Source organism: Bradyrhizobium sp. th-b2 (genome assembly GCF_000426785.1).
GTDB lineage: Bacteria > Pseudomonadota > Alphaproteobacteria > Rhizobiales > Xanthobacteraceae > Bradyrhizobium > Bradyrhizobium septentrionale.
Window position 1 is genome coordinate 98,042 of sequence record NZ_AUGA01000014.1, and the last position, 23,926, is coordinate 121,967.

At 63.8% G+C, this 23,926-nt stretch carries 23 protein-coding genes; 7 read left to right on the forward strand and 16 right to left on the reverse strand.

Annotated features, from left to right (window positions below; genetic code table 11):
- Positions 1–83: 83 nt before the first annotated feature.
- From K359_RS0118270 to K359_RS0118280, 3 genes are all read left to right on the forward strand, one after another.
- Complete coding sequence (locus tag K359_RS0118270; RefSeq protein ID WP_029080647.1) at positions 84–1,028, forward strand: ABC transporter substrate-binding protein; 945 nt, start codon at positions 84–86, stop codon at positions 1,026–1,028.
- A gap of 78 nt (positions 1,029–1,106) precedes the next feature.
- Positions 1,107–1,880: an ABC transporter permease gene (locus K359_RS0118275; protein WP_029080648.1), complete on the forward strand. Its 774-nt coding sequence runs from the start codon at positions 1,107–1,109 to the stop codon at positions 1,878–1,880.
- Positions 1,877–2,662, forward strand: a complete 786-nt coding sequence (locus K359_RS0118280) for an ABC transporter ATP-binding protein (protein WP_029080649.1) — start codon at positions 1,877–1,879, stop codon at positions 2,660–2,662. Before K359_RS0118275 ends, K359_RS0118280 begins: the two co-directional genes overlap by 4 nt.
- Before the next feature lie 15 nt (positions 2,663–2,677).
- Here K359_RS0118280 and K359_RS0118285 read toward each other — a convergent pair whose 3' ends face one another.
- The 7 genes from K359_RS0118285 to urtA all read right to left on the reverse strand — a co-directional run bounded on the left by K359_RS0118285 (position 2,678) and on the right by urtA (position 9,379).
- Positions 2,678–3,028 carry a zinc ribbon domain-containing protein gene (locus K359_RS0118285; protein WP_029080650.1) on the reverse strand — a complete coding sequence of 117 codons (351 nt, stop codon included), beginning with the start codon at positions 3,026–3,028 and terminating at the stop codon, positions 2,678–2,680.
- A 101-nt stretch (positions 3,029–3,129) separates the two neighbouring features.
- Positions 3,130–4,359, reverse strand: a complete 1,230-nt coding sequence (gene fmdA, locus K359_RS0118290; protein WP_029080651.1) for a formamidase — start codon at positions 4,357–4,359, stop codon at positions 3,130–3,132.
- 24 nt (positions 4,360–4,383) lie between these two features.
- Positions 4,384–5,073 (reverse strand): urea ABC transporter ATP-binding subunit UrtE, encoded by a 690-nt coding sequence (urtE, locus tag K359_RS0118295; RefSeq protein ID WP_029080652.1) that lies wholly within the window; start codon positions 5,071–5,073, stop codon positions 4,384–4,386.
- Positions 5,074–5,141: 68 nt separating this feature from the next.
- Complete coding sequence (gene urtD, locus K359_RS0118300) at positions 5,142–5,897, reverse strand: urea ABC transporter ATP-binding protein UrtD (RefSeq protein ID WP_029080653.1); 756 nt, start codon at positions 5,895–5,897, stop codon at positions 5,142–5,144.
- A 12-nt stretch (positions 5,898–5,909) separates the two neighbouring features.
- A complete protein-coding gene (gene urtC, locus K359_RS0118305; protein ID WP_029080654.1) occupies positions 5,910–7,043 on the reverse strand; it encodes an urea ABC transporter permease subunit UrtC in 1,134 nt (377 codons plus the stop codon).
- Positions 7,044–7,059: 16 nt separating this feature from the next.
- Positions 7,060–7,986 (reverse strand): urea ABC transporter permease subunit UrtB, encoded by a 927-nt coding sequence (gene urtB / locus K359_RS0118310; protein ID WP_029080655.1) that lies wholly within the window; start codon positions 7,984–7,986, stop codon positions 7,060–7,062.
- A gap of 130 nt (positions 7,987–8,116) precedes the next feature.
- Positions 8,117–9,379, reverse strand: a complete 1,263-nt coding sequence (gene urtA, locus K359_RS0118315; protein WP_029080656.1) for an urea ABC transporter substrate-binding protein — start codon at positions 9,377–9,379, stop codon at positions 8,117–8,119.
- A gap of 169 nt (positions 9,380–9,548) precedes the next feature.
- Between urtA and K359_RS0118320 the strand changes: the two genes are divergently transcribed.
- Both K359_RS0118320 and K359_RS0118325 read left to right on the forward strand, forming a co-directional pair.
- The gene (locus K359_RS0118320; protein WP_029080657.1) at positions 9,549–12,917 is read left to right on the forward strand and encodes an ATP-binding protein; all 3,369 of its coding nucleotides are present in this window, start codon (positions 9,549–9,551) and stop codon (positions 12,915–12,917) included.
- The gene (locus K359_RS0118325; protein WP_029080658.1) at positions 12,907–13,833 is read left to right on the forward strand and encodes a response regulator; all 927 of its coding nucleotides are present in this window, start codon (positions 12,907–12,909) and stop codon (positions 13,831–13,833) included. Before K359_RS0118320 ends, K359_RS0118325 begins: the two co-directional genes overlap by 11 nt.
- A 39-nt stretch (positions 13,834–13,872) precedes the next feature.
- Here the strand turns inward: K359_RS0118325 and pcaG are convergent, their stop codons facing one another.
- From pcaG to K359_RS0118350, 5 genes are read right to left on the reverse strand one after another with little or no spacing between them, the layout of a single operon-like run.
- Positions 13,873–14,475, reverse strand: coding sequence for a protocatechuate 3,4-dioxygenase subunit alpha (gene pcaG, locus K359_RS0118330; protein ID WP_029080659.1), 603 nt, complete (start codon positions 14,473–14,475; stop codon positions 13,873–13,875).
- The gene (pcaH, locus tag K359_RS0118335; protein WP_029080660.1) at positions 14,476–15,177 is read right to left on the reverse strand and encodes a protocatechuate 3,4-dioxygenase subunit beta; all 702 of its coding nucleotides are present in this window, start codon (positions 15,175–15,177) and stop codon (positions 14,476–14,478) included.
- A gap of 46 nt (positions 15,178–15,223) precedes the next feature.
- Positions 15,224–15,763, reverse strand: a complete 540-nt coding sequence (locus tag K359_RS0118340; RefSeq protein ID WP_029080661.1) for a DUF4863 family protein — start codon at positions 15,761–15,763, stop codon at positions 15,224–15,226.
- Positions 15,764–15,777: 14 nt separating this feature from the next.
- Positions 15,778–16,506, reverse strand: coding sequence for a nitroreductase (locus tag K359_RS0118345; protein ID WP_051346191.1), 729 nt, complete (start codon positions 16,504–16,506; stop codon positions 15,778–15,780).
- Entirely contained in the window at positions 16,482–17,711 is a 1,230-nt protein-coding gene (locus K359_RS0118350) for an ABC transporter substrate-binding protein (protein ID WP_035976742.1), read from the reverse strand. Before K359_RS0118350 ends, K359_RS0118345 begins: the two co-directional genes overlap by 25 nt.
- 231 nt (positions 17,712–17,942) lie before the next feature.
- Here K359_RS0118350 and K359_RS0118355 point away from each other — a divergent pair, with 231 nt between their 5' ends.
- Positions 17,943–18,920 carry a LysR family transcriptional regulator gene (locus tag K359_RS0118355; RefSeq protein ID WP_029080664.1) on the forward strand — a complete coding sequence of 326 codons (978 nt, stop codon included), beginning with the start codon at positions 17,943–17,945 and terminating at the stop codon, positions 18,918–18,920.
- A gap of 22 nt (positions 18,921–18,942) precedes the next feature.
- Here the strand turns inward: K359_RS0118355 and K359_RS52310 are convergent, their stop codons facing one another.
- Positions 18,943–20,127 carry an ABC transporter substrate-binding protein gene (locus K359_RS52310; RefSeq protein WP_035976743.1) on the reverse strand — a complete coding sequence of 395 codons (1,185 nt, stop codon included), beginning with the start codon at positions 20,125–20,127 and terminating at the stop codon, positions 18,943–18,945.
- A gap of 214 nt (positions 20,128–20,341) precedes the next feature.
- Between K359_RS52310 and K359_RS58885 the strand changes: the two genes are divergently transcribed.
- Complete coding sequence (locus K359_RS58885; protein ID WP_165128819.1) at positions 20,342–20,935, forward strand: MarR family winged helix-turn-helix transcriptional regulator; 594 nt, start codon at positions 20,342–20,344, stop codon at positions 20,933–20,935.
- A gap of 17 nt (positions 20,936–20,952) precedes the next feature.
- Here the strand turns inward: K359_RS58885 and K359_RS0118370 are convergent, their stop codons facing one another.
- From K359_RS0118370 to K359_RS0118380, 3 genes are all read right to left on the reverse strand, one after another.
- Positions 20,953–22,191 (reverse strand): NAD(P)/FAD-dependent oxidoreductase, encoded by a 1,239-nt coding sequence (locus tag K359_RS0118370; RefSeq protein ID WP_029080665.1) that lies wholly within the window; start codon positions 22,189–22,191, stop codon positions 20,953–20,955.
- The gene (locus tag K359_RS52320) at positions 22,188–22,559 is read right to left on the reverse strand and encodes a non-heme iron oxygenase ferredoxin subunit (RefSeq protein ID WP_051346193.1); all 372 of its coding nucleotides are present in this window, start codon (positions 22,557–22,559) and stop codon (positions 22,188–22,190) included. The genes K359_RS0118370 and K359_RS52320 overlap by 4 nt, the downstream gene beginning before the upstream one ends.
- 76 nt (positions 22,560–22,635) lie before the next feature.
- Positions 22,636–23,859 (reverse strand): Rieske 2Fe-2S domain-containing protein, encoded by a 1,224-nt coding sequence (locus K359_RS0118380; RefSeq protein ID WP_029080666.1) that lies wholly within the window; start codon positions 23,857–23,859, stop codon positions 22,636–22,638.
- Positions 23,860–23,926 lie beyond the last annotated feature (67 nt).

Sequence of the window (23,926 nt, forward strand, 5' to 3'; positions counted from 1 at the left end):
CGTGAAGAGATCACTGACGTGAGGAGATCACTGACGTGAAGAGATCAACAGGCTTCAATCCGTCGTTCAAGGAGTCGACAATCATGCGTTCCTTCAAGCTATTGCCCGCAGTCGCAGCTTTGCTCGCGTCCACCGCCGCGCTCGCCGATGACGTCAAGGTCGGCGTCGGCATCTCCGGATGGACCGGCTTCGCACCGCTGACGCTCGCCAAGGAGGCCGGCATCTTCAAGAAGAACGGCCTCGACGTGACGCTGAAGAAGATCCCGCAGAAGGACCGGCATCTCGCGATTGCCTCGGGCGACATCCAGTGCGCCGCCACGACGGTCGAGACCTGGATCTCCTGGAATGCCAATGGCGTCGCGACCAAGCAGATCTTCCAGCTCGACAAGAGCTATGGCGCCGACGGCATGGCCGTGCGCAACGACGTCGTCGCGATCAAGGACCTGAAGGGCAAGACCGTCGCCGCCTCCGCGCCAGGCACCTCGCCCTATTTCGCGCTGGCCTGGATGCTGAAGAAGAATGGCCTCACGGTGAAGGATGTCACCGTGGTGAATCTGGAGCCGGCTGCCGCCGCGCAGGCCTTCGTCTCCGGTCAGAACGATGCCGCGATGACCTACGAGCCTTATCTGTCGACCGTGCGCGCGGCGCCCGACAAGGGCAAGATCATCGCGACCACGCTCGACTATCCGATGGTGATGGATACGTTCGGCTGCACGCCAAAATTCCTGACCGACAATCCGAAGGCGGCCCAGGCGCTCGCCGACAGCTATTTCGAGGCGCTGGACATGATCGCCAAGGATCAGGCCAAGGCCTACGAGATCATGGGCGCAGACGTGAAGCAGTCCGGCGAGCAGTTCGGCAACTCGGCAAAATACCTGCGCTGGCAGGACAAGGCCGCCAACCAGAAATTCTTCGCCGGCGACTTCCTCACCTTCAACAAGGATGCAGCCGAGCTGCTGCTCGAGGTCGGCATCATCAAGGCTGCGCCGAAGGTCGACGACATCTACGACGCAAGCTTCATCAAGTAACGCAACAATCATTTCGGCCGGCCCCGCCTCGCGGCACTGCAGGCGGGACTGGCGCATGAGATTCGCCTGGATACCGTGATGCGTCCTCTCGAGCCCACGACATCGAAGCAGCGCGTGGCCTACGGCCTCGCGTTCTTCGTGCTGTTCGTCGCCCTGTGGTCCTGGGCCACGTTCGGCGGCCACGTGTCGAAGACATTCCTCGCCAATCCCCTGACCATGGTGCAGGAGGGCTATGAGCTGATCGCCAAGCAAGGCTTCCTGTTCGATATCGGGATGACGATCTGGCGGGTCGTCGGCGGCTTTGCCCTTGCCGCCGCGATCGCGGTGCCGCTCGGCGTGCTGATGGGCGCCTACAAGCCGATCGAAGCCTTCCTCGAACCCTTCGTGTCCTTTGCGCGCTATCTGCCGGCCTCCGCCTTCATCCCGCTGTTGATCCTGTGGGCGGGCATCGGCGAGCTGCAAAAGCTGCTCGTGATCTTCATCGGCGCGGTGTTTCAGATCATCCTGATGGTGGCGGTGACCGTCGGCGCCACAAGACGCGACCTGGTCGAAGCCGCCTACACGCTCGGCGCCCGCGACCGCGGCATCATCCGCCGCGTGCTGCTGCCCTCCGCAGCCCCCGAGATTGCCGAGATCCTCCGGCTGGTGCTGGGCTGGGCCTGGACCTACGTCATCGTCGCCGAATTGATCGGCTCGTCGTCGGGCATCGGGCACATGATCACCGACAGCCAGGCACTGCTCAACACCGGCCAGATCATCTTCGGCATCATCGTCATCGGGCTGATCGGCCTGATCTCCGACTTCCTGTTCAAGGCCTTCAACGCCTGGCTGTTCCCGTGGAAGCTTGCATGACCGCGCTCAGGATCGATCAGGTCTCGCGAACCTTCCCCGCCCGCGCCGGCCATGCGCCGACCCAAGCGCTCGAGCCGACAAGCCTCGATGTTGGCGACAACGACTTCGTCACCATTCTCGGGCCGTCGGGTTGCGGAAAATCCACCCTGCTCAGGATCATCGCCGGGCTCGACCGGCCGACCAGCGGGCGGGTCACGCTCGATGGCCGCGAGGTCACGGACCCCGGCGCCGATCGCGGCATGGTGTTCCAATCCTACACGCTGTTTCCCTGGCTGACCGTGCGCGAGAACATCGCCTTCGGCCTGCGCGAGCGCGGTGTTCCGCAAGCCGAGCGCCACGAGATAGCCGACGCCTTCATTCGCCGGGTCGGGCTATCCGGCTTCGAAAATCACTGGCCCAAGCAGTTGTCGGGCGGCATGCAGCAACGCACGGCGATTGCCCGGGCGCTGGCCAATGATCCGAAGATCCTGCTGCTCGACGAGCCGTTCGGCGCGCTCGACAACCAGACGCGGGCATTGATGCAGGAGATGCTGCTCGGGATCTGGGAACGCGACCAGAAGACCGTGCTGTTCGTGACGCACGACATCGAGGAAGCGATCTTCCTCGGCAGCCGCGTGATCGTCATGAGCGCGCGCCCCGGCCGCATCAAGGCCGAGATTACGGTCGATCTGCCGCATCCCCGCTCCTACAAGATCAAGACCACGCCGGAATTCGTCGCCCTGAAGGAACGGCTGGTCGAGGAGATCCGCACCGAAGCGTTGAAGGTCGCCGAGCAGGCCTGACGACCAGCCACGCCGTCAGTGGCTGATCATCCAGGGACGCGCGGTCGGAAAGCCCTTTGCCCCGCTCTTGGTCTTGGTCATCAGCCGTGCCGGCTTGTTCTTGCCCGTGGTGGAACAGCAGCCGCAGCCCGGCCCGTGCGCGGCCTTGTACTGATCGAGCGTCTTCGGCGCGTGCCGGCTCTGCTCATTGGTGGCGTGCGCCTTGCGCTTGTCCGAGGGCATGCAGAAGAACGCCGGCGCGGTCAGTATCACGCGCGGCGACGTCGTCTCGCATTGCGGACAGTCCTGCGGCAGGTCGCATTCGGCCATCGGCCGCATGTCGGTGAAGGGACCGCAGTCGTTGCAGAGATATTCGTAGATCGGCATTTCCTTAATCCTTGCGCAGTCGTGCGTGACATCCGGCGATGGATGCGAGGCGGCCAATACGCAGCCGTCCCGCATCCTTCGCGCAGGGATCACTTGAAGGATCACTTGTCGGGCGAGATCGGCATCTGGATGTCACCCTTGATGTGCTTGATCGGTCCCGCCGACGACGGCATCACGTCGAAGTCGAAGATTTCCGTCGGCAGCCACAGCGTGGCGCAGGCATTGGGCACGTCGACCACGCCGGAGATGTGGCCCTGACACGGCGCGGTGCCGAGGATCGAATAGGCCTGGGCGCCGGAGTAGCCGAACTTCTTCAGGTACTCGATCGCGTTCAGGCAGGCCTGGCGATAGGCGATGTGGACGTCGAGATAGTGCTGCTTGCCGGCCTCGTCGACCGAGATGCCCTCGAAGATCAAATAGTCCTTGTAGTTCGGCGTGATCGGCGACGGCTTGAACACGGGGTTCTTGATGCCGTACTTCGCTACGCCGTCCTTGATGATATCGACCTTGATATGCAACCAGCCGGCCATTTCGATGGCGCCACAGAAGGTGATCTCGCCGTCGCCCTGGCTGAAATGCAGGTCGCCCATCGAGAGCCCGCCGCCCGGCACATAGACCGGGAAATAGATCTTCGAGCCGCGCGAAAGGTCCTTGATGTCGCAATTGCCGCCATGCTCGCGCGGCGGCACGGTGCGCGCGCCTTCGAGACCGATCTTGGCCTTGGCATCGCCCTTGGCCTGGCCGGCATGGGCGGTCGGCGCGAACGGCGGATTGGCGAGGCCCGGCACGCGGGTCGGGTTGGTCGCGATCAGCTCGGCCTCGCGCTTGTTCCAGGCCGCCAGCATCTTCGCATCGGGCAAGCACCCGATCAGGCCGGGATGGATCAGTCCGGCGAAGTTCACACCGGGGATGTGGCGCGACGACGTGTAGAGACCCTTGATGTCCCAGATCGACTTCTGCGCCAGCGGGAAATGGTCGGTCAGGAAGCCGCCGCCATTCTGCTTGGAGAAGAAACCGTTGAAGCCCCACAGGCTCTCCTTGAGCGGACCGACGTCGAGCAGGTCAACAACCAGGAGGTCGCCGGGCTCGGCACCCTTGACGCCGATCGGGCCCGACAGGAAGTGCACGATCGACAGGTCGATGTCGCGAACGTCGTCGGCCGAGTCGTTATTCTTGATGAAGCCGCCGGTCCAGTCGACGGTCTCGATGATGAAATCGTCGCCCGGGCTGACCCACTCGACGATCGGAACCTCCGGATGCCAGCGGTTGTGGATCTTGTCGTTTTCATAGGCGGACTTGCTGAGATCAACCTTGATCAGTGTATCTGGCATCGCTTGCTCCCCTTGGGTTACTGGTTAGACAGACAGATATTTCGAGATCTGTGCGGCATCGACGCTGTCGCGCGGATCGTCGCGGACGATCTCGCCGTTCTCGATGACGAGCACGCGGTCAGCGATGTCGAGCGCGAAGCTCAGCACCTGCTCGGAGACGACGATCGATAGCCCCCGCTCGTCGCGGATCCGCTTCAAGGTGCGCGCCATGTCCTTGATGATCGACGGCTGGATGCCCTCGGTCGGCTCGTCCAGCAGCAGCACCTTCGGCTTGGTCGCAAGTGCCCGGGCGATCGCGAGCTGCTGCTGTTGCCCACCCGAGAGATTGCCGCCGCGGCGGCCCTTCATCTCGAGCAGCACCGGGAACAGTTCGTAGATATCGCCGGGGACCTCGGAACCGCCTGACACCACGAGCCCGGTCTCGATGTTCTCCTTCACCGTCATGGTTGAGAAGATCATGCGGCCCTGCGGTACATAGGCGAGGCCCTTCGCGACCCGCTCGTAGCTCTTCATGGTGCCGAGCTCGGTGCCGTCCATCGTCACCTTGCCGCTCTTGGCCGGCAGGATGCCCATCAGGGACTTCATCAGCGTGGTCTTGCCCATGCCGTTGCGGCCCATGATCGCAACGATCTCGTTGGGCGCGACTGAGACGTTGAGGCCGTGCAGCACCTCGCTCTGGCCATAGGCGACGTGAAGATCATTGATTGCCAGCATCGACGCGCTCCTTAGTTCGTGCCCATGATCTTGTCCGGAAACCGGACGCCACTTTCCGGGATCATGGGCTAGTGGCCCAGGTAAACTTCAATGACCTTGGGATCGTTCTTGACGTGCTCCATGGTTCCCTCGGACAGGATCTGTCCCTGGTGCAGCACGGTGACCTTGTGGGCGATGTCCTCGACGAACTTCATGTCGTGCTCGATCACCAGCACCGAGCGGTCCTTGATGATGCGGTTGAGCAGCTCGGCGGTCTTGGCGCGCTCGGACACGCTCATGCCGGCGACCGGCTCGTCGAGCATCAGCAAGTCCGGGTCCTGGATCAGCAGCATGCCGATCTCGAGCCACTGCTTCTGGCCGTGGCTCAGCTGGTCGGCATAGGTGTTGAGGCGATCCTTCAGGAAGATCATCTCGGCGACCTCCTCGACCCGCTGCTTGACCGCATCATCGCGCTGGAAGGCCAGCGAGCCGAACACGGTGCGGCCGCGCGGATAGGAGATTTCGAGGTTCTCGAACACGGTGAGATCCTCGAACACCGACGGCGTCTGGAACTTGCGGCCGACGCCGGCCTGCACGATTTCGTTCTCGCGCAGCCTGGTCAGCTCCTGGCCGCGGAACTGGATCGAGCCTGATGTGGCCCTGGTCTTGCCGCAGATCAGGTCGAGCACCGTGGTCTTGCCGGCGCCGTTCGGGCCGATGATGACGCGGATCTCGTTCTCCTCGACATAGAAGGAGAGATCGTTCACCGCCTTGAAGCCGTCAAAGGACACGGTGAGGCCGGAGACCGCGAGCAGGAAGTCCTTGGGCTGATGACCGACGAGCATGATGGTTCCTCCTCACTCAGCCGGTGCGCCGTCGGCGACAAGCGCCGCCGATTTTGATCTTCGCGATGCCAGCAGGCGGTCGATGCGCGGCTGGACGTGGTCCGCCCAGATGCCGGAGAGCCCGTTCGGGAACGCCAGCACGACCGCGATGAACAGCGCGCCGAGGCCGAACAGCCAGAGCTGCGGGAAGGACTCCGAGAGGCTGGTCTTGGCGAAATTGACCAGCAGCGCGCCCCAGACCGCACCGAAGATCGACATCCGGCCACCGACCGCGGTGTAGATCACCATCTCGATCGACGGCACAATGCCGACAAAGGACGGCGACATGAAGCCGACCTCGAGCGTGAACATGGCGCCGCCGATCGCGGCAAACACCGCCGCGGCGCAGAACGCGAAGATCTTGAAATTGGCGACGCTGTAACCGGAGAAGCGCACGCGGTCCTCCTGCTCCCTCATCGCCACCAGGATGCGCCCGAGTTTTGTCAGGCGGATGAACTGCGCGGCGACGATGCAACCGAACAGCAACACAACCTCGACAAAGTACAGAATGAATTTGGCGTGATCGGTGCGGATGTCCCAACCGTGCAGTGTGCGCAGATCGGTGATGCCGTTGATGCCGCCGGTGTAGCCCTGCTGTCCCACGATCAGAATGGTGAGGATCGCGGCGATGGCCTGCGTGATGATCGCAAAATACACGCCGCCGACCCGGCGCTTGAACATCGCCGCGCCGATGATCAGCGCAAAGAAGGCGGGAACCAGCAAGATCGCCAGCACCGTGAGCGGAAAACTGTGGAACGGCTTCCAGAACAGCGGAAGCTGCGTGATCTGGTTCCAGTCCATGAAGTCGGGAATGCCCGGCGTCGACTGGATCTTGGTGTTGGCAACCGAGGACGCCTCGAGCTTGAGGTACATCGCCATGCAGTAGCCGCCGAGGCCGAAGAACACGCCCTGCCCCAGGCTCAAGATGCCGCCATAGCCCCAGCACAGCACGAGGCCGATGCCGACGAAGGCGTAGGTCAGGTATTTGGCGACCAGGTTGAGGCGGAAGATATCCAGCGACAGCGGCAGGATGACAAACAACAGCACCGCGAGCGCAAAAAAGCCGATCAGTTCAGAGCGATTGAAAAAGCGCGAGTTGATGATCATGACCTGCCTGTTGTTCTTATTTGCGGACCTTGAGCGCGAAGAGCCCCTGCGGACGCACCATCAGGATCGCGACGATCGTGAGCAGCGTGATCACCTTGGCCATCGATCCCGACAGGAAGAATTCCAGCGTCGACTGGGTCTGCGAGATCGAGAAGGCCGAGGCAATGGTGCCGAACAGCGACGCGGCGCCGCCGAACACGACCACCAGGAAGGTATCGACGATGTAGAGCTGGCCGGCGGTCGGCCCGGTCGACCCGATCATGGTGAAGGCCGAGCCTGCGACGCCGGCGATGCCGCAGCCGAGCGCAAAGGTGTAGCGGTCGACCTTCTCGGTGTTGATGCCGACGGCGCCGGCCATCACGCGGTTCTGCACCACTGCGCGCACCTGCTTGCCCCAGCTCGACCAGAACAGCACGTAGGCAACCGCGATCGTGATCAGGATGGTCAGCGCCATCACGAACATGCCGTTGATCGGGATCTGGATCGAGTCGGTCGCCTGCCAGGAACCCATCATCCACTCCGGCAGCTCGACGCCGACCTCGCGCGCGCCGAAGATCGAGCGATAGGCCTGTTGCAGGATCAGGCTGAGACCCCAGGTCGCCAGCAGCGTGTCGAGCGGACGCTTGTAGAGATGCCGTATCAGCGCCCACTCGACCAGCATGCCGAGCGCGCCGGACGCGATGAACGCCAGGATCATCGCGATGAAGAAGTAGCCGGGAAACAGCCAGGGCGCGATGTGCTGCACCGTGTTCGACGTCATCCAGGTGACGTAGGCGCCGAGGATCATGAACTCGCCATGGGCCATGTTGATAACGCCCATCTGGCCGAAGATGATGGCAAGCCCCAGCGCCATCAGCACGTAGACGGAGAACAGGATGAGCCCGGCGAATCCCTGCATCGCAAGGATGGCGCCGAGATCACCGATCGAATAGTCGCCGAACATCTGATCCTCCAGTCCAAGGGCAGTCCACCGGCGTGCGCCGCGACGCAGCGGCGTCCGATCCGCGGCGTGGGCGGGTAACGTCCACGCCGCGATGCGTTGAGGTTGAGGGTGGCGCGCTAGGCGCGCCGCCTCACTGGTAACCCTTGGGGAACGGATCCGGCTCGACGAGATCGGCGGTCTCGTAGATCAGCTCATACTGGCCATCGGCCTTGGCGCGTCCGACGCGGGTCTTTGACCACAAGTGATGGTTCTCGTGGATCCGGACGTAGCCTTCCGGCGCGCCCTTGAACTCGACGCCGGGCGACGCCGCCGCGATCTTGTCGATGTCGAAGGAGCCTGCCTTCTCCACCGTCAACTTCCACAGCCACGGGCCGAGATAGGCGGCTTGCGTCACGTCGCCGATCACGGTCTTCTCGCCCCACATCTTCTTGAAGGCGGGCACGAACGCCTTGTTGTTGGCGTTGTCGAGCGACTGGAAGTACTTCATACAGGCGTAGGCGCCGGCGATGTTTTCGCCGCCGATACCGTCGATCTCGTCCTCGGTGACCGAGATCGTCAGCAGCGTCTGCTTCGACAGGTCGATGCCGGCCGCCTTCAGCTGCTTGTAGAACGCGACGTTCGAGCCGCCGACGATGATCGCATAGATCACGTCAGGCTTGGTCAGCTTGATCTTGTTGATGACCGAGTTGAACTGGGTCGAGCCGAGCGGGAAGTATTCCTCGCCGACCACCTTGCAGCCCTGCAGGTGGTTCTCGATATGCTTGCGCGCGATCTTGTTCGAGGTGCGCGGCCAGATGTAGTCCGAGCCGAGCAGATAGAAGCTCTTGGCGCCCTTGGTCTTGTTGACCCAGTCGAGGCCGGCGATGATCTGCTGCGTCGCCTCCTGGCCGGTGTAGATGACGTTCTTGGACTGCTCGAGGCCTTCATAGAAGGTCGGATAGTAGAGCATGCCGTTGTACTGCTCGAACACCGGCAGCACCGCCTTGCGCGAGGCCGAGGTCCAGCAGCCCATCACGGCGGCGCATTTGTCGTTGACCAGGAGCTTCTTCGCCTTTTCCGCGAAGGTCGGCCAGTCGCTCGCGCCGTCTTCCTGGATGAACTTGATCTTGCGGCCGAGCACGCCGCCGGCGGCGTTGATCTGCTCGATCGCGAGCTTCTCGGCCTCGACCGATCCGGTCTCGGAGATCGCCATGGTGCCGGTCACCGAGTGCAGGATACCGACCGTGACTTCGCTATCGGTGACTGCAAGACCCGTGGTGTTGACCGCGGAGGTTGCAGGAACATCGGCAAATGCCGGACGGCCCAGCATCGAAACGGCCGGCAAAGCGGCCATTCCCATCAAGAGCTTGCGCCGAAGCGGAGACTGCAGTCCTGGTTTTGTTTCGTCTGACATGAGCACCCCATCTGGTTCGAGAACGCTTATTGATGAGGCGAGGATTGCTTACTTTTGTGCACCGCACTGATACGTGAGATCGCGTATACTGCACCGCAAAATAGCGACGTAGGTTTTTGGTACGGGATTTGCCCGCGATCAGAGCATCGTGGACCAGGAGTAAGAACGAGTGGCAGGGCGGCAGCGGATAGACCGCGTCAGGCGCCAATACAATCAATGGGTCGCCAACCAGACGCTGGAAGACTACGCGCTGCGCTTCACCGCCAAGAGCGCCAGGCGCTGGTCCGCCGCCCGCGTCGCCAACACCGCGCTCGGCGCGATCTCCTTCCTTGCGCTGGAGGCGATCGGGGGCACCATCACGCTGAACTATGGCGCGATGAACGCCTCCGCCGCGATCCTGGTCGTCAGCGTCATCATCTTCCTTTGCGGGCTGCCGATCGCCTACCACGCCGCAAAATGCGGCATCGATATCGATCTGCTGACCCGCGGCGCCGGCTTCGGCTATATCGGTTCGACCATCACCTCGCTGATCTACGCCTCCTTCACCTTCATCTTCTTCGCGATCGAGGCCGTGATCCTGGCCAGCGCACTGGACATGTGCTTCGGCATTCCCCGGCCGATCGGCTATTTGATCAGCGCAGTCGTAATCATTCCGCTCGTGATCTACGGCATCACGCTGATCAGCCGCTTCCAGCTCTGGACCCAGCCGTTGTGGATCATCCTCCACATCATGCCGTTCGCGGCGATCGCCTGGGCCAATCCGCATTCGTTCACCGAGTGGCGCAAATTCGCCGGCGATCACGGCGATCCCGCAGGCAACCTCGATCTCCTGCTGTTCGGCACCGCGGCCTCCGTCGTGTTCGCGCTGGTGGCGCAGATCGGCGAGCAGGTCGACTTCCTGCGCTTCCTGCCGCGCGACCGCCGCACCTCGCGCAAGGCCTGGTGGATCGCCCTGCTGAGCGCCGGTCCCGGGTGGATCGTGCTCGGCGCGCTGAAACTGCTGGCGGGCTCGTTCCTGGCCTTCTTCGCGCTCAGCCACGGCGTCTCGGCCGAACACGCGGCCGAGCCCGCCAACATGTATCTCGAAGCCTTCCGCTACGTGCTGTCGCAGCCGGATCTCGCGATGGCGCTGACCGGCACGTTCGTGATCCTGTCGCAGGTCAAGATCAACGTCACCAACGCCTATGCCGGCTCGATCGCCTGGTCGAACTTCTTCTCCCGCCTCACCCACTCGCATCCCGGCCGCGTGGTGTGGCTGGTGTTCAACGTCGTCGTCGCGCTGCTGTTGATGGAGATCGGCGTCTACAAGGCGCTGGAGCAGACGCTCGCGCTCTACTCGAATGTCGCGATCGCCTGGGTCGGCGCGCTGGTGGCCGATCTTGTCATCAACAAGCCGCTCGGCTTGCGGCCGCAGCATATCGAGTTCAAGCGCGCCCATCTCTGCGACATCAATCCGGTCGGCGTCGGCGCGATGACGATTGCGACCGTCGTCTCGATCAGCGCGTTCTACGGCCTGTTCGGCCCGACGGCGAAGGCGCTGTCCGCATTCGTTGCGCTGGCCGTCGCGTTCATCGCGGCCCCCCTGATTGCCTGGGCGACCGACGGCAAATACTACATCGCACGCAAACCGAAACGAAGCTGGCAGAACCTTGAATCGATCCAGTGCTGTATCTGCGAGCATGCGTTCGAGCCCGAGGACATGGCCGCCTGCCCGGCCTATGCCGGCCCGATCTGCTCATTGTGCTGCTCGCTCGACGCCCGCTGCCACGATCTCTGCAAGCCGCATGCGCGGATCGGCGCGCAGGTGTCGGACGCATTGAGCAAGGTGATGCCGCAGCCGATCTATGCGCGCCTCAACTCGCAGCTCGGACATTACCTCGGCGTGTTCGCGGTCTCGGCCGGTCTGGTGGCGCTGGTGCTCGGCCTGATCTACCTGCAGACCACGGCGGCCGTGCATGCCAACGAATTGCTGGCCGACGTGCTGTGGAAGGTGTTCTTTGCGCTGACCCTCATCATCGGCGTTGTCGCCTGGCTGTTCGTGCTGGCGCAGCAGAGCCGACGCGCCGCGGAAGAAGAAACGCGGCGCCAGACCACGCTGCTGATCCAGGAAATCGATGCTCACAAGCGCACCGATGCCGAACTGCAACGCGCCAAGGAAGTTGCGGAATCCGCCAATCTCGCCAAGAGCCGGTACGTCGTCGGCCTGAGCCACGAGCTTCGCTCGCCGCTGAACGCGATCTCCGGTTATGCGCAGCTGCTGGAGCAGGACAACAGCCTGCAGACGCGGCCGCGCGACCAGGTGCGCGTGGTCCGCCGCAGCGCCGACCATCTGTCGGGCCTGATCGACGGCATTCTCGACATTTCCAAGATCGAGGCGGGTCGCCTTTACCTCTCGCGCGACGAGGTGCGCCTGACCGATTTCCTCGATCAGCTGGTCGGCATGTTCCGCCTCCAGGCCGCAGCAAAAGGCATTGACTTCGTGTTCAAGCGGCCGGCGGTGCTGCCGGTCGTGGTCTATGCCGACGAGAAGCGGCTGCGGCAGATCCTGATCAATTTGCTCTCCAACGCGATCAAGTTCACGCAGGCCGGGCGCGTACAATTCATCGTCCACTACCGCAGCCCGGTCGCCGAGTTCGAGGTCACCGACACCGGCCCGGGCATCCAGCCTGACGACCTCGAACGCATCTTCGCGCCCTTCGAGCGCGGCGCGCTCGGCGTTTCGCAGCCGCAGACCGGCACCGGGCTTGGCCTGACCATCAGCCGCCTGCTCGCCGGCGTGATGGGCGGCGACATCAAGGTGACATCCAGCGTCGGCGCCGGCAGCACGTTCCGGGTCAAGCTGCTGCTCTCCGAGGTCACCAATCCGCGCCGCGAAGCGCCAGTCGAGGCCCCCATCTATGGCTATCACGGCCCGCGCAAGACGATCCTGATCACCGACGACGATCCGACCCACCGCGACCTCTTGCGCGAGATCCTGGCGCCGCTCGGCTTCATCCTGCTCAGCGCACCGGACGGACCGGGCTGCCTCGCGCTGGCGCAGCATTGTCGGCCGGACATGTTCCTGCTCGATATCTCGATGGCGGGCATGGACGGCTGGACGGTCGCCGAAACCTTGCGCGCTGAAGGCCATCACCAGGCCCGTATCCTGATGATCTCGGCCAGTGCGCTGGAGGCCCATGGCGCGCCGCTGGCGCAACCTTTCCACGACGGCTACCTTATGAAGCCGATCGACATCCCGCGGCTGTTAGAGACCATCCGCCTGCTGCTCAAGATCGAGTGGCAGTATGAGGCCGAGCAGGCTCCGCTCCCGCAATGGAAACCCGACAGTGGCTCTCGTCCGCCCGTGAAATATGTCGAAGAGCTGATCAGCCTCGGCCAGCTCGGCTATATCAGGGCGATCCAGCTCAAGCTCGATGAAATCGGCAACGAACATCCCGAACACGCCGATTTCGTCGGCCAGATGCGCACGCTGATCGACCGGTTCGATCTCGATCAGTATATGGCGACATTGAAGATATTGCACAGCTATGACCATTGAACAAAGAAAGCGCGACGTCGCGCTCGTCGTCGATGACTCGCCGGAGACGTTGCGCCTCCTCACCGACGCGCTCGACGGCGCCGGCATGACCGTGATGGTGGCGCTCGACGGGGCCTCCGCGATGCGCATCGTCGAGCAGATCACGCCGGATATCGTGCTGCTCGATGCCGTGATGCCCGGCATGGACGGCTTCGAGACCTGCAGGCGGCTGAAGCGCGACGCCGGGCTCGACGGCGTCCCGATCATCTTCATGACGGGGCTGGCCGAAACCGAGCACATCGTGCGCGGGCTCGAGGCCGGCGGCGTCGACTATGTCACCAAGCCGATCGTGGTCGAGGAGATGCTAGCCCGCATCCGGGTCCATCTCGCCAATGCGCGAATGACGCAAAGCGCCCGCGCGGCGCTCGACGTCTCCGGCCGCTATCTGCTCGCGGTCAACAGGTCAGGCGCGCTGCTGTGGGCGACGCCGCAGGCACAGAAATTGCTGTCGGACACGCTCGCCGACGCTGCCGACAATTTCGTGCTGCCGGAGCCGATGCCGCAATGGCTCGATCAGGCGCAGAAAGGTGTTGCCGGAAAGAAGACCGCGACCGTGGCGTCATTCCCCGGCAACGAGCAGCTTCGGCTGCAATATATGGGCAAGCTCGGGCCCAACGAGTTCCTGCTGCGGCTGGCCAAGGACACCAGCGGCGACATGCCGGCCGAATTCTCCAGCGAGCTCGGCCTGACCACCCGAGAGGGCGAGGTGCTGTCCTGGCTCTCCAAGGGCAAGACCAACCGCGACATTGCGCAGATCCTTGGCTTGAGCCCGCGCACTGTCGACAAGCATCTCGAGCAGATTTACGCCAAGCTTGGGGTCGAAAACCGGACCGCCGCGGCCGCGATCGCGGTCAACGCGAGGCACCGCAAGTCCTGAGGCATCCCCCGCTTGAGCTGCGCGCCTCGTCCCGGCCGGCTAGACGTCGAAGAACACCGTTTCGTTGTCGCCCTGCAGATGGACGTCGAACGTGTAGGTATGGCCCGCACCGGCCTTGCGCTTGGCGATCAAGGTGGCGCGGCGATCGGCCGGCACGAGCGCGAGCACGGAATCACCGGCGTTGCCGGCCTCGTCGTCAAAATAGATCCGCGTGTAGAGATGCAACAGCATGCCGCGCGCGAACACCGCGAGCGCGATATGCGGCGCCTGCGGCTTGCCGTCGGCATCCGGCACTACGCCGGGCCTGATGGTGTCGAACGAATAGCCGCCGCTCTTGTCGGTGCCGCAGCGGCCAAAACCCTTGAACGAGGAGTTCGGCAGCGCGCGCGCATCCTGCGGATCGGAGAAGCGGCCCTGGCTATCTGCCTGCCAGATCTCCAGCATGCAATCCGGGATCACGGCGCCGTCGCCGTCATAGACCTTGCCCTCGACCCGGATGCGCTCGCCCGAGACATCAGGTGTCAAGAGATTGCTGGTGAAGGCGTCGTTCCATTCATATTCGCCGTTCGGCGTCAGGCCATACTTGAAGTAAGGACCGACGGTCTGCGAGGGCGTGATTCCATCAAGACGCTGGTTCGACACTTACTTGGTCTCCATCGGCGTGGCATTGCGGCCGCGCAGCACGATATCGAAGCGGTAGCACAGCGCCCATTCCGGCTTGGTGTTGTCGAGATCGAACGACGAGATCATCCGCGCCCGCGCCTTTACATCGGTCACCGAGTTGAAGATCGGATCGAACGGAAACAAGGGATCGCCGGGGAAATACATCTGCGTCACCAGACGCGAGACGAAGGAATGGCCGAACACCGAGAAGTGGATATGCGCCGGCCGCCAGGCATTGTGGTGATTGCCCCAGGGATAGGCGCCGGGCTTGATGGTGATGAACTTGTAGTAGCCGGCTGCATCGGACTGCGTCCGCCCGGCGCCGGTGAAGTGGGGATCGAGCGGCGCCGGATGCTGATCGACGACATGGATGTAGCGGCCGCAGGCATTGGCCTGCCACAACTCGACCAGTGTGTTCGGCACGCCGCGGCCGTCCTCGTCGAGCACGTGACCATGCACGATGATGCGCTCGCCGAGTGGCTCGCCCTTCGCCTGGATGGTGAGATCATTGTCGTGCGCGCGCACGGTCTCGTGACCGTAGACCGGCCCGGTCAGCTCCGAGAGCGTGTGCCGCATCGGGATCAGCGGCTTTCGCGGCGAACGTTTGATCGCGCTTCGGTACGCGGGAGACAGACGCAGGGGGTGAACGCCGTTCGAATCGACCGGATAGATCAACGTCATGAGCTTGCTCCAGACCTGATTGCTGCGTGGCCACGGACGCCGGACGTCAGGCCGGTGCCTTGAAATCGTAGGAGATGCGCCCGGCAGGCAGATAAAACAGCGCGATCACTGCGCCGCCCCTGACCTCGGGATAGTGTCGGCTGCCCGGATCCGGCGCGGTCCAGCCCGGCCCCTGCCAGCCCTGCAAGCCCTTCAACTGCGCGCCCCTGTCGAGGGGAACGACGAGGTTGAGCTCGCCATAGGGATGGCCGTGATACTGGCCGCGCAGCACGTCATGATCGTCGTCGTCCTTGAAGCGGCGCGGATCGGCGCTGTTCATGTAGACCGCGGTGATGCTGAACTGGAACGTCTCGGGGACCGGCTCAAGGATGCGGCTGCGCCGATAGTTCGGACCCTCCACCTCCTGGTTCGCCGCCCAGCCCTCCTCGACGCCCATTTTGATGAGGCGTGCGAGATCGTGGTAAAGCGCGCTCGTCTCGCCGTAGGTCTCGTTGAGCCATCGCTCCATCGCCGCGCTCGGCGTCATGTCCTTGACTTCGCGCAGAAACGGAATGCTGCGTTCGATAAGCTGTTCCCGGCTTCCCATGACTTACTCCTGTTCTAGTTCTCAAAACCCTTGAAGGAGGCGAACGCCTCCAAATCCGCGCGCGGCATCAGCCGCGCCCTCGCCTGCTCCCTCGGGTGACCCATCGAGATCCCGCATGCCACCATCTGCTCTGCAGGGATCGACAGCATCGGACGCAAGATCCGGTGGTACTTGGCGAGCGTTTCCTGCGGGCAGGATTGCAGTCCGCGTCCGACTGCCGCCAGCATCACGGTCTGGATGAACATGCCGAGATCGAGCCAGCTTCCCATGGCGAGCCGACGATCGATGGTCACGATCAGTCCGACCGGCGCGCCGAAGAACGCGAAATTTCTTGCGGTCTGCCTGCTCCGCGCCGCGGCGTCGCTCTGCTCTATTCCGAGCGAGCCATAGAACAATCGTCCGAACTCCTGGCGACGGCTGAGATACGGCTCGGGGAACTCGGTGGCGTAGTATTGATACTCGGAGACGTGCTCGCCCGGCTCCCGCTCATAGGCGTGCAGAAGGGCCGCCGACACCTCGGTCTTGGCAGCACCCGCGAGCACGTAGACGTGCCAGGGCTGAATGTTTGCGCCACTCGGCGCAAACCGCGCCACACGCAGGATTTGCTCAATGGTCGACCGCGCGACCGGACTGTCGGAGAACTGACGGCACGAAAGGCGGCTAGCGATCACGTCGTCGATTGGATTGCGCGCAACTCCGCACACCCCGTTCGCATCAATCACGACTTCTTCACGAACGGACATCCGCCGCCCTCCATCGGTCTGAAAGCTTCGTCCCCCGGGATCGTCGCCAATAGCTGGTAGTAATCGAACTGGTACTTCGACTCTTCCGGAGCCTTGACGCGGAACAGATACATGTCGCGGACCAGCCTTCCGTCCGGCCGGATCTTGCCGTTACGGGTCATGAAATCGTTCACCGGCAATTCGCGCATCTTGGCGGCGACAGCGGGTCCGTCGAGCCTGCCTGCGGCTTCGACCGCCTTGAGGTAGTGCATGACAGCGCCATAGGTGCCGGCATGGATCATGGTGGGCACTTTCTTCGTCTTCTCGATGAAGCGCTTCGACCACGCCCGCGTCTCATCGTTGAGGTCCCAGTAGAAGGCTGAGCTGAGCATCAGGCCTTGCGCGCTTTGCAGGCCGAGGCTGTGGATGTCGGCGATGAAGACGATCAGGCCGGCAAGCTTTTGCCCGCGCGTCACGCCGAACTCGCCCGCCTGCTTCACGGCGTTGATGAAATCGCCGCCGGCGTCGGCGAGTGCGATCACGTCGGCCCTGGAGGCCTGCGCCTGGAGCAGGAAGGACGAGAAATCGGGCGTGTTGATCGGGTGCTTCACCGCGCCGACCACCTTGCCGCCGGTGGCGTCGATCACCTTGCGGCTGTCGGCCTCGAGCTGCGCGCCGAGCGAATAGTCGGCCGACAGGAAGAACCAGGACCTGGCGCCGAGACGCGAGATCGCGCGCGTCGTCCCCTGCGACAGCGCATAGGTGTCGTAGGTCCAGTGGATACCGGTCGGCGAGCACTCGTCGCCGGTCAGCCGGGACGTGGCCGCGCCGGTGGCAAGGAAGAGCTTCTTCTTGTCGCGCGTGATGCCTTGCACCGCCAGCGCGACCGCGGAATTCGGAACATCGAGGATCGCCTCAACATTCTCGTTTTCCAGCCAGCGCCGGGTAATCACCGAGCCGATATCCGCCTTGTTCTGGTGATCCCCCGCGACGATCTCGATCGGCCGCCCGAGCACCTTGCCCTTGAAGTCGTCCACCGCCATCTGCGCCGCGACGACCGAGCCCTGGCCGCCATTATCTGCGTAGAGCGACGACATGTCGGTCAGCACGCCGAGCCTGACCGGCCCGTTCTGTGCAACCGCGGACGGCGCTACAGCCAGGAGCGTCAGCGCCAGTCCAACTGATTTGCGCACACCACTTCGGGCCGATCTCACCCAGGGCTTCATCGTTTTTCTCCTCCCAACCCGGTGACGCCAATGTTGGCCAGAACGTCGCGTTGCGGAAGTGAAAGTCTTGCAGATTGATCCTGAACCGGCTTCAGATCGCCAATGGCAGCGATACTGCGATGCGCTCCCGGACGATCCGGTCGGTTGCATCCACCGTACGCCTGGCCTTAACTGCAAATGATCGTAACGATTTGCCGGAGCGAGCGATCCGCTACAGACGGGACTGCCATCGTGTCCGTTTCCTTCAAGACACTGGACCTGAACCTGCTCAAGGTGTTCGACGCCGTCATGGAGGAGCGCAGCGTGCTGCGCGCCAGCCAGAAGGTCGCGCTGAGCCAGTCCGCCGTCAGCCACTCGCTGGCGCGGCTGCGCGAGATGCTCGATGACGACCTGTTCGTGCGCACGGCGACCGGCATGCAGCCGACAGCCCGCGCGTTGACGATGGCCCCGCAGGTGCGCCAGGCGCTGCGGTCGCTGGAGGCCGCGGTCGAGCTGCCGACCTTCGTTCCGGCGGTCTCGACCAAGCCGTTCACGCTCGCCGCCAACGACTTCACGACGATGGTGCTGGCGCCGCCGCTCTTGAAGATCTTGAGCCGGGAGGCTCCCGCGGTCGACCTCACGATCAAGCCGGTGACGCGGATCGATCTTGCCGAGCAGATCGACCTTGGCCGCATCGATGTCGCGATCGGCGTGTTCTCGTCGCCGCCGAGCCGCTTCCGCACCGCCCTGCTGTTCGAATATGACGACGTGCTGATCGTCGGCAAAAAACGCAAGCTTGGCCGACTCGACAAGGCGAAGCTCGCGACCCTGCCGCTGGTCGTCGTGTCCTTTGGCGGCGAACAGGAGGGCGCGATCGGCGGCTACATCTCCGAGCGCGGGCTTGCCAGGCGTTCCGAGATGTATGACCGCCCCGCGCTTGAACGGGCACTGTCTGACAGCGACCACCCGCCACGGATCGCGGTCTCGCTGCCACATTTCCTGGCCCTCCCCGCGCTGCTGGTCGAGTCCGAACTGGCGGCGATCGTTCCGCGGCCGCTGGCGCGTGCGCTCGAGCAGGCGCATGCGATCACGACCCATGAGCTGCCTTACACTACGACGCCCGTCGAGGTTCGGCTGCTCTGGCACGAACGGGTCGAGAACGAACCGTCACATGAATGGCTTCACGAGGTGCTCCGCCGCGCCACCGAGGAGTTGAGGCGCGGCCGTTAGCGGCGAATCACCGACGCACACCTCACTGCGCGGCCATGGCCCCGGACATCGGAACCCAGCGTTCGCCATCGAAACGCTGCGGCCGCAGCGACGTGATCAAACGATAATCGTCCGGGCTGGTGTTGACGGTGATTCCCGGGATCAAGCCCGGAAGCGCAACGTTCTTCAGCGCGGTGGCGTGCTTCATGAGGTTCTGCCGGGACAGATCGTCGCCGCAAGCCTCGATAACCTTGGTCATGAGGACAGCGACATTCCATCCGGTGAAGTTGAGCTGATCCTCGATGTCGCCCTCGGGATAGTACTTTTTCATGAAGGCCAGCCACTCGAGATAAGCGGGATCGTTGGCCCATTCCGGATCGCCGACCGACTTGGTCGGCGTCGCCGAGATCGCCCCCTTGGCGTTGTCGAGCCCGGCCGGCCTGAGGATCGTCGGCACGAAGTTGCTGCCGATCGGCAGGAACTGCTGCGCACGCCAGCCGAGCTCGCCTGCCTTGCGGATCGCCTGCGAGGTAAACTTGCCGGTCGACGCATTGAGAAACACGTTGGCGTTGGTGCTGGCCAGCGAGACGACCTGCGAATCGACCGTGGGCGACGTGACCTCGTAAGGCGACGCTGCGACAATCTCGGCCTTGGGATCGAGCCGGGCCAGTTCGGCCCTGAAGCTGCGGAGATATTCGCGGCCGTAGTCGTCGTTCTGGTACAACACGGCGACGCGCGAGGCGGGAGTGTGCTCGGCGACCAGCCGCGCATAGATCGCAGCCTCGGTGCTGAACAGCGTCATCCCCGAGATCGTGTAAGGGCTCGTCTTCGGATCGGCGAAGCGCTCGCTGGCCGCGAACACGAACAGCTGAGGGATCTTCTTGGCATTGAGATATTTCTGGACCGCCGCATTCTGCGCGGTTCCCATGCTGCCGAAGATCGCGACTGCCTCGTCATTCTCGATCAATCGGCGCGTCTGCTCGACGGCCTTCGGCGGGCTATAGCCATCGTCGAGCGAGATCAGGTTGACCTTGTGGCCGTTGATGCCGCCGCGGTCGTTGATCATCTGGAAATAGCGGGTCTGCACCTTGCCGACGGCACTCAGCGCCGACGCCGGCCCGCTATAGGGCATGGTCTGGCCGAGGATCAACTCGGTCTCGGCCGCCCCGGCCGGACCGCAAGCAGCCAGCAAGGCTGCGAACCAGAATCTCGCGCGAAGTCCGCGCATGCGCTCCTCCCTCTGTTTTCTTACCCGGAATATTCTTCCTAGGAAGATAGTTGTCAACCCAAACTTCAAGCGGCAAATGGCCGCTCCGCGGCGCGATCGCGGGACCTCGAGCGAGACCAAGGAACTTGCGGGGCGACACATCAATTCGACAGTGTTAGATTATTGTACGGATGATGCCGCGCCGCTGGCGCGGGACGAAGGGGACTGGAAGGGAATGAAGAAGAGCAGCGTGTCACGCCGCGCCGAACCTGCGATCAAGCAGCCGCCTGCACCCGACAGCACCCTTTACGACGACATCGAGGCCGCCTGGCTCGAACAGCGCCCCGACCTCGACCTCGCCGCCGCCTGCACCTTGTTGCGGCTGGAGCGCGTCAACCAACTGCATGAGATGCGCCTGCAGGACATCGCGAAGGCCGTCGGCCTGCAGACCGGTGAGCTCTATGTCCTGCTGGCGCTCAGGCGCTCGGGAAAGCCGTACGAGTTGCGTCCGACCGACCTGTTCCGCGCCCTCCTCGTCACATCGGGCGCCATGACCAAGCGCGTGGCCCGGCTGCAGGAAGGCGGCTTCGTTCTCCGCGTCTCGGCCAGCGACGACGGCCGCTCGGAGCTGGTCCGCCTCACCGCCAAGGGTCTCGCGACCGCCGACCGCGGCATTGCCGAGGTTGCGAGAGTCGTTGCGAGCGTGACCGAGGCGAGCGGGCTCACCAAGGCGGAGCTCGCCATGCTCGACCGCTGCCTGCGCAAGCTGCTCGCCGTCCGAACCGTGAAGGCGCCGAAGAAGTCCGGCCGGCTCGCCGCAGCCGATTGACTGCCTCCGCCGACACACTACGCAACAGCCTTGTTGCCCGTCTTCAGCAGCGATTTGAGATCGCATGAGTTGTCTTCGGCCTGGTCCGGTGTCGGCGAAATGCCGGCAGCGATCAGGCGCCGCGCCACCATCTGATCGCCCGGATTGTTGATGCTGTCGACCGCGACCAGCTTGCCCTGCCGGTAGCTGAACACGGAGAACCGGCCGGCTTCGATCGCGCCGCGGATAGCGATCCGGTCGCTGCGCGCGGCGAGGCCAACGGTCTGAAGCTTGAGATCGTGCTGATCCGACCAGAACCGCGGCACACTGTCGTACGGCTCGTGGCGATCCGCGATCGCAAGCCCTGCGGCCGCTCCCTGATCCTGCGCATGCTGAACCGACTCCAGCCTGATCCAGCCCTCCGCGAACCGGCTGTAGTGATTGGCGCAGTCGCCGGCGGCGTAGATGCCCGGGCATGCGGTCCGGCCATGCTCATCCACCACGATGCCATTGGCGCATTCGAGCCCCGCGGCAATGGCGAGCTCATCATTGGCGATGCCGCCAATGCCGACGACGACAAGGTCGGCGCCGAGACGGACGCCGCCGTTCAGTTCGACCGCCACGACCCGTCCGCCCTCTCCGATCATGGCCGAAACAGCCGTGCCGAACTTCACCGCAACGCCCGCGCGGACGTGACGATCAAGCAGGAAGCGCGACACCACCGGAGACACCGCCCGTTCGAGCAATCGGGACGCGGCCTCGATCATCGTCACCCGCTTGCCGAACCTGGCCGCCGAGGACGCCACCTCGAGCCCGATGAAGCCGCCACCCACGATCACGATCTCGCTGGCCCGGCCGAGCCGCGCCTTGAGATCGAGGGCATCAGCGACCGATCGCAGATAGCAGACGCCGTCGAGTTCGGCGCCGCTGATAGCGATCCTCCGCGCGCGCGAGCCGGTCGCGATGACGAGGCTGTCGAAGGCGAGCACCGCGCCGCCGGCCAGCGCGACCCGGCCGGCACTGCGATCGATCTCGACAACGCGATGGCCCAGGAGCAGCTCGATTCGCTTGCCAGCGAAAATGGCCTCGTCGTGCATGAGGAGCTCATGGGCGCCGATCTCGCCGAGCAGGAAGTCCTTGGAAAGCGGCGGCCGTTGATACGGCAGCGCGCGCTCATCGGCGATCACGGTCATCGGCTCGGCATAGCCGGCGTCACGCGCCGCAAGCGCCGCCTGAATGCCGGCATAGGATGCGCCGATGACGACAAGGCCGCTCACGGCTTGACGTCCACGCCGCCCTCACGAGCAGTTTCGAGCGCAGCACCGCCGTCGAGCTGTACATAGACCTCGCCGTCGCGGATCTCGACCTTGAACACCTCGATATCCTTGTAGGCGCTGGACCGGCATTTGCCGTTACGGACATCGAACATCGCGCCATGCAGCGGGCATTCGATCACGTGTCCTTCGAGAAACCCCGTCGACAACAGCGCAAACGCGTGCGAGCAGACATCGTCCGTTGCGAAGATGTCGTCGTCGACCTTGTAGAGCGCGACACGCCGGTCGCCCACCTTGAAGCCGAGCGGCTCGCCTTCCGACAGTTTCGCGGCGGCACATAGATGATGCCAGGTCGATTTTTGCAATGTCATGAGATGGCGTCTCCTGGGCCAAGACCGGGACATGGGCGCGGACACACCGTCCGCGCCCGGGGGGCTTCCGATCCGATCAACGGGGTATCTGCCGCCAATCCTCCGAGGCGGAGGCGAGCCGGCCACCGACCGCGCGAATGTCCTTGTAGGACGTGGTTTCGCTCTGGCCGCTCTTCGGCGCCTTGCCGTCCATGAAGCCGCGCACCTCGTCGAGCAGTTGGCGACGCACCCTGACAATCGCCTGGTCCGCCGAGCAGAGATATTCCTGCGAACGGTCGACGATCGGCCCCATACTGACCATCACCACGAAATCCTCGATGACGATCTCGTGGAAACCGGTGCTGTTGCCGGCATCCATGATCTGGCGGTTCTGTCCCCAATTGTTGGTTTGGTCACCCGGCAGGCCGCCGGCCATCGGCCACTGGTTGGCGCGCTGCACCTTGCGCCAGGAATCCACCGGCTTCTCGGGATTGTAGAAAATGTACCACTGGATCAGGTTCTCGTCGTCGATTGGCACCGCGATGATCGCAGTGCGATCCTGCTGCGGTCCGGAGAAGATCGGCGCGATCAGGCCATAGTAGGGCATCACGAACTCGGTGACGCGGGCAAGGCACGATCCGTCCGGCGCGGTACGCAGCGCCGCGGCGCGGAAGCCGTAGGACTTCTTCTCGAATTCGTAGCCGACTTCGGTGTTGACGCGGGTCGCACCGAAATCGCTCGACGATGTCGCGGTCCAGCTCTGATGCAGCAGCGCGACATGCGAGGAATCGATGGTGGCCTCGACGCCCTGCAGCCAGTTGGCATTGAGCTCGATGCCGGCCGCGTAAACCTGATCCGGCGGCAGATCCATCCATTCGAAGTCCGGCGCGGGCGGCGCCGTGCCCTCCCCGAGCCAAACCCAGATCAGCCCGGCGCCTTCCCGCACCGGATAGGATTTCGCCTTGACGGTCTTGGCGAATTCCCTGGGGTTGTTCGGCTCATTGGGAACGTCCAGCACCTCGCCGCTGGCGTTGATCTTCCAGCCGTGAAACAGGCAGGTCAGCGAGCAATCATCGACCCGCGCTAGCGCAAGCGAGGCGCCGCGATGCGGACAGGCCTCGTCGAGGAATCCGACGGTGCCGTCCTTGCCTCTGAACGCCACGAAGTTGCGGCCGAACAACTTGACCCGGACCGGTGCCTCTCCCTTGCGCACGCGCACCGAGAGAACGGCCGGCAGCCAGTAATGCTGCCGCAGCATCCGTCCCATCGGCGCGTCACCCGTGACGCGGCACAGCAATTCATTCTCTTCCCTCGTGACCATCGCGAAACCTCCCTGGTTGACGCCTTCGACATTCTGAGCCTAATATCTTCCTAGGAAGATTATTGTC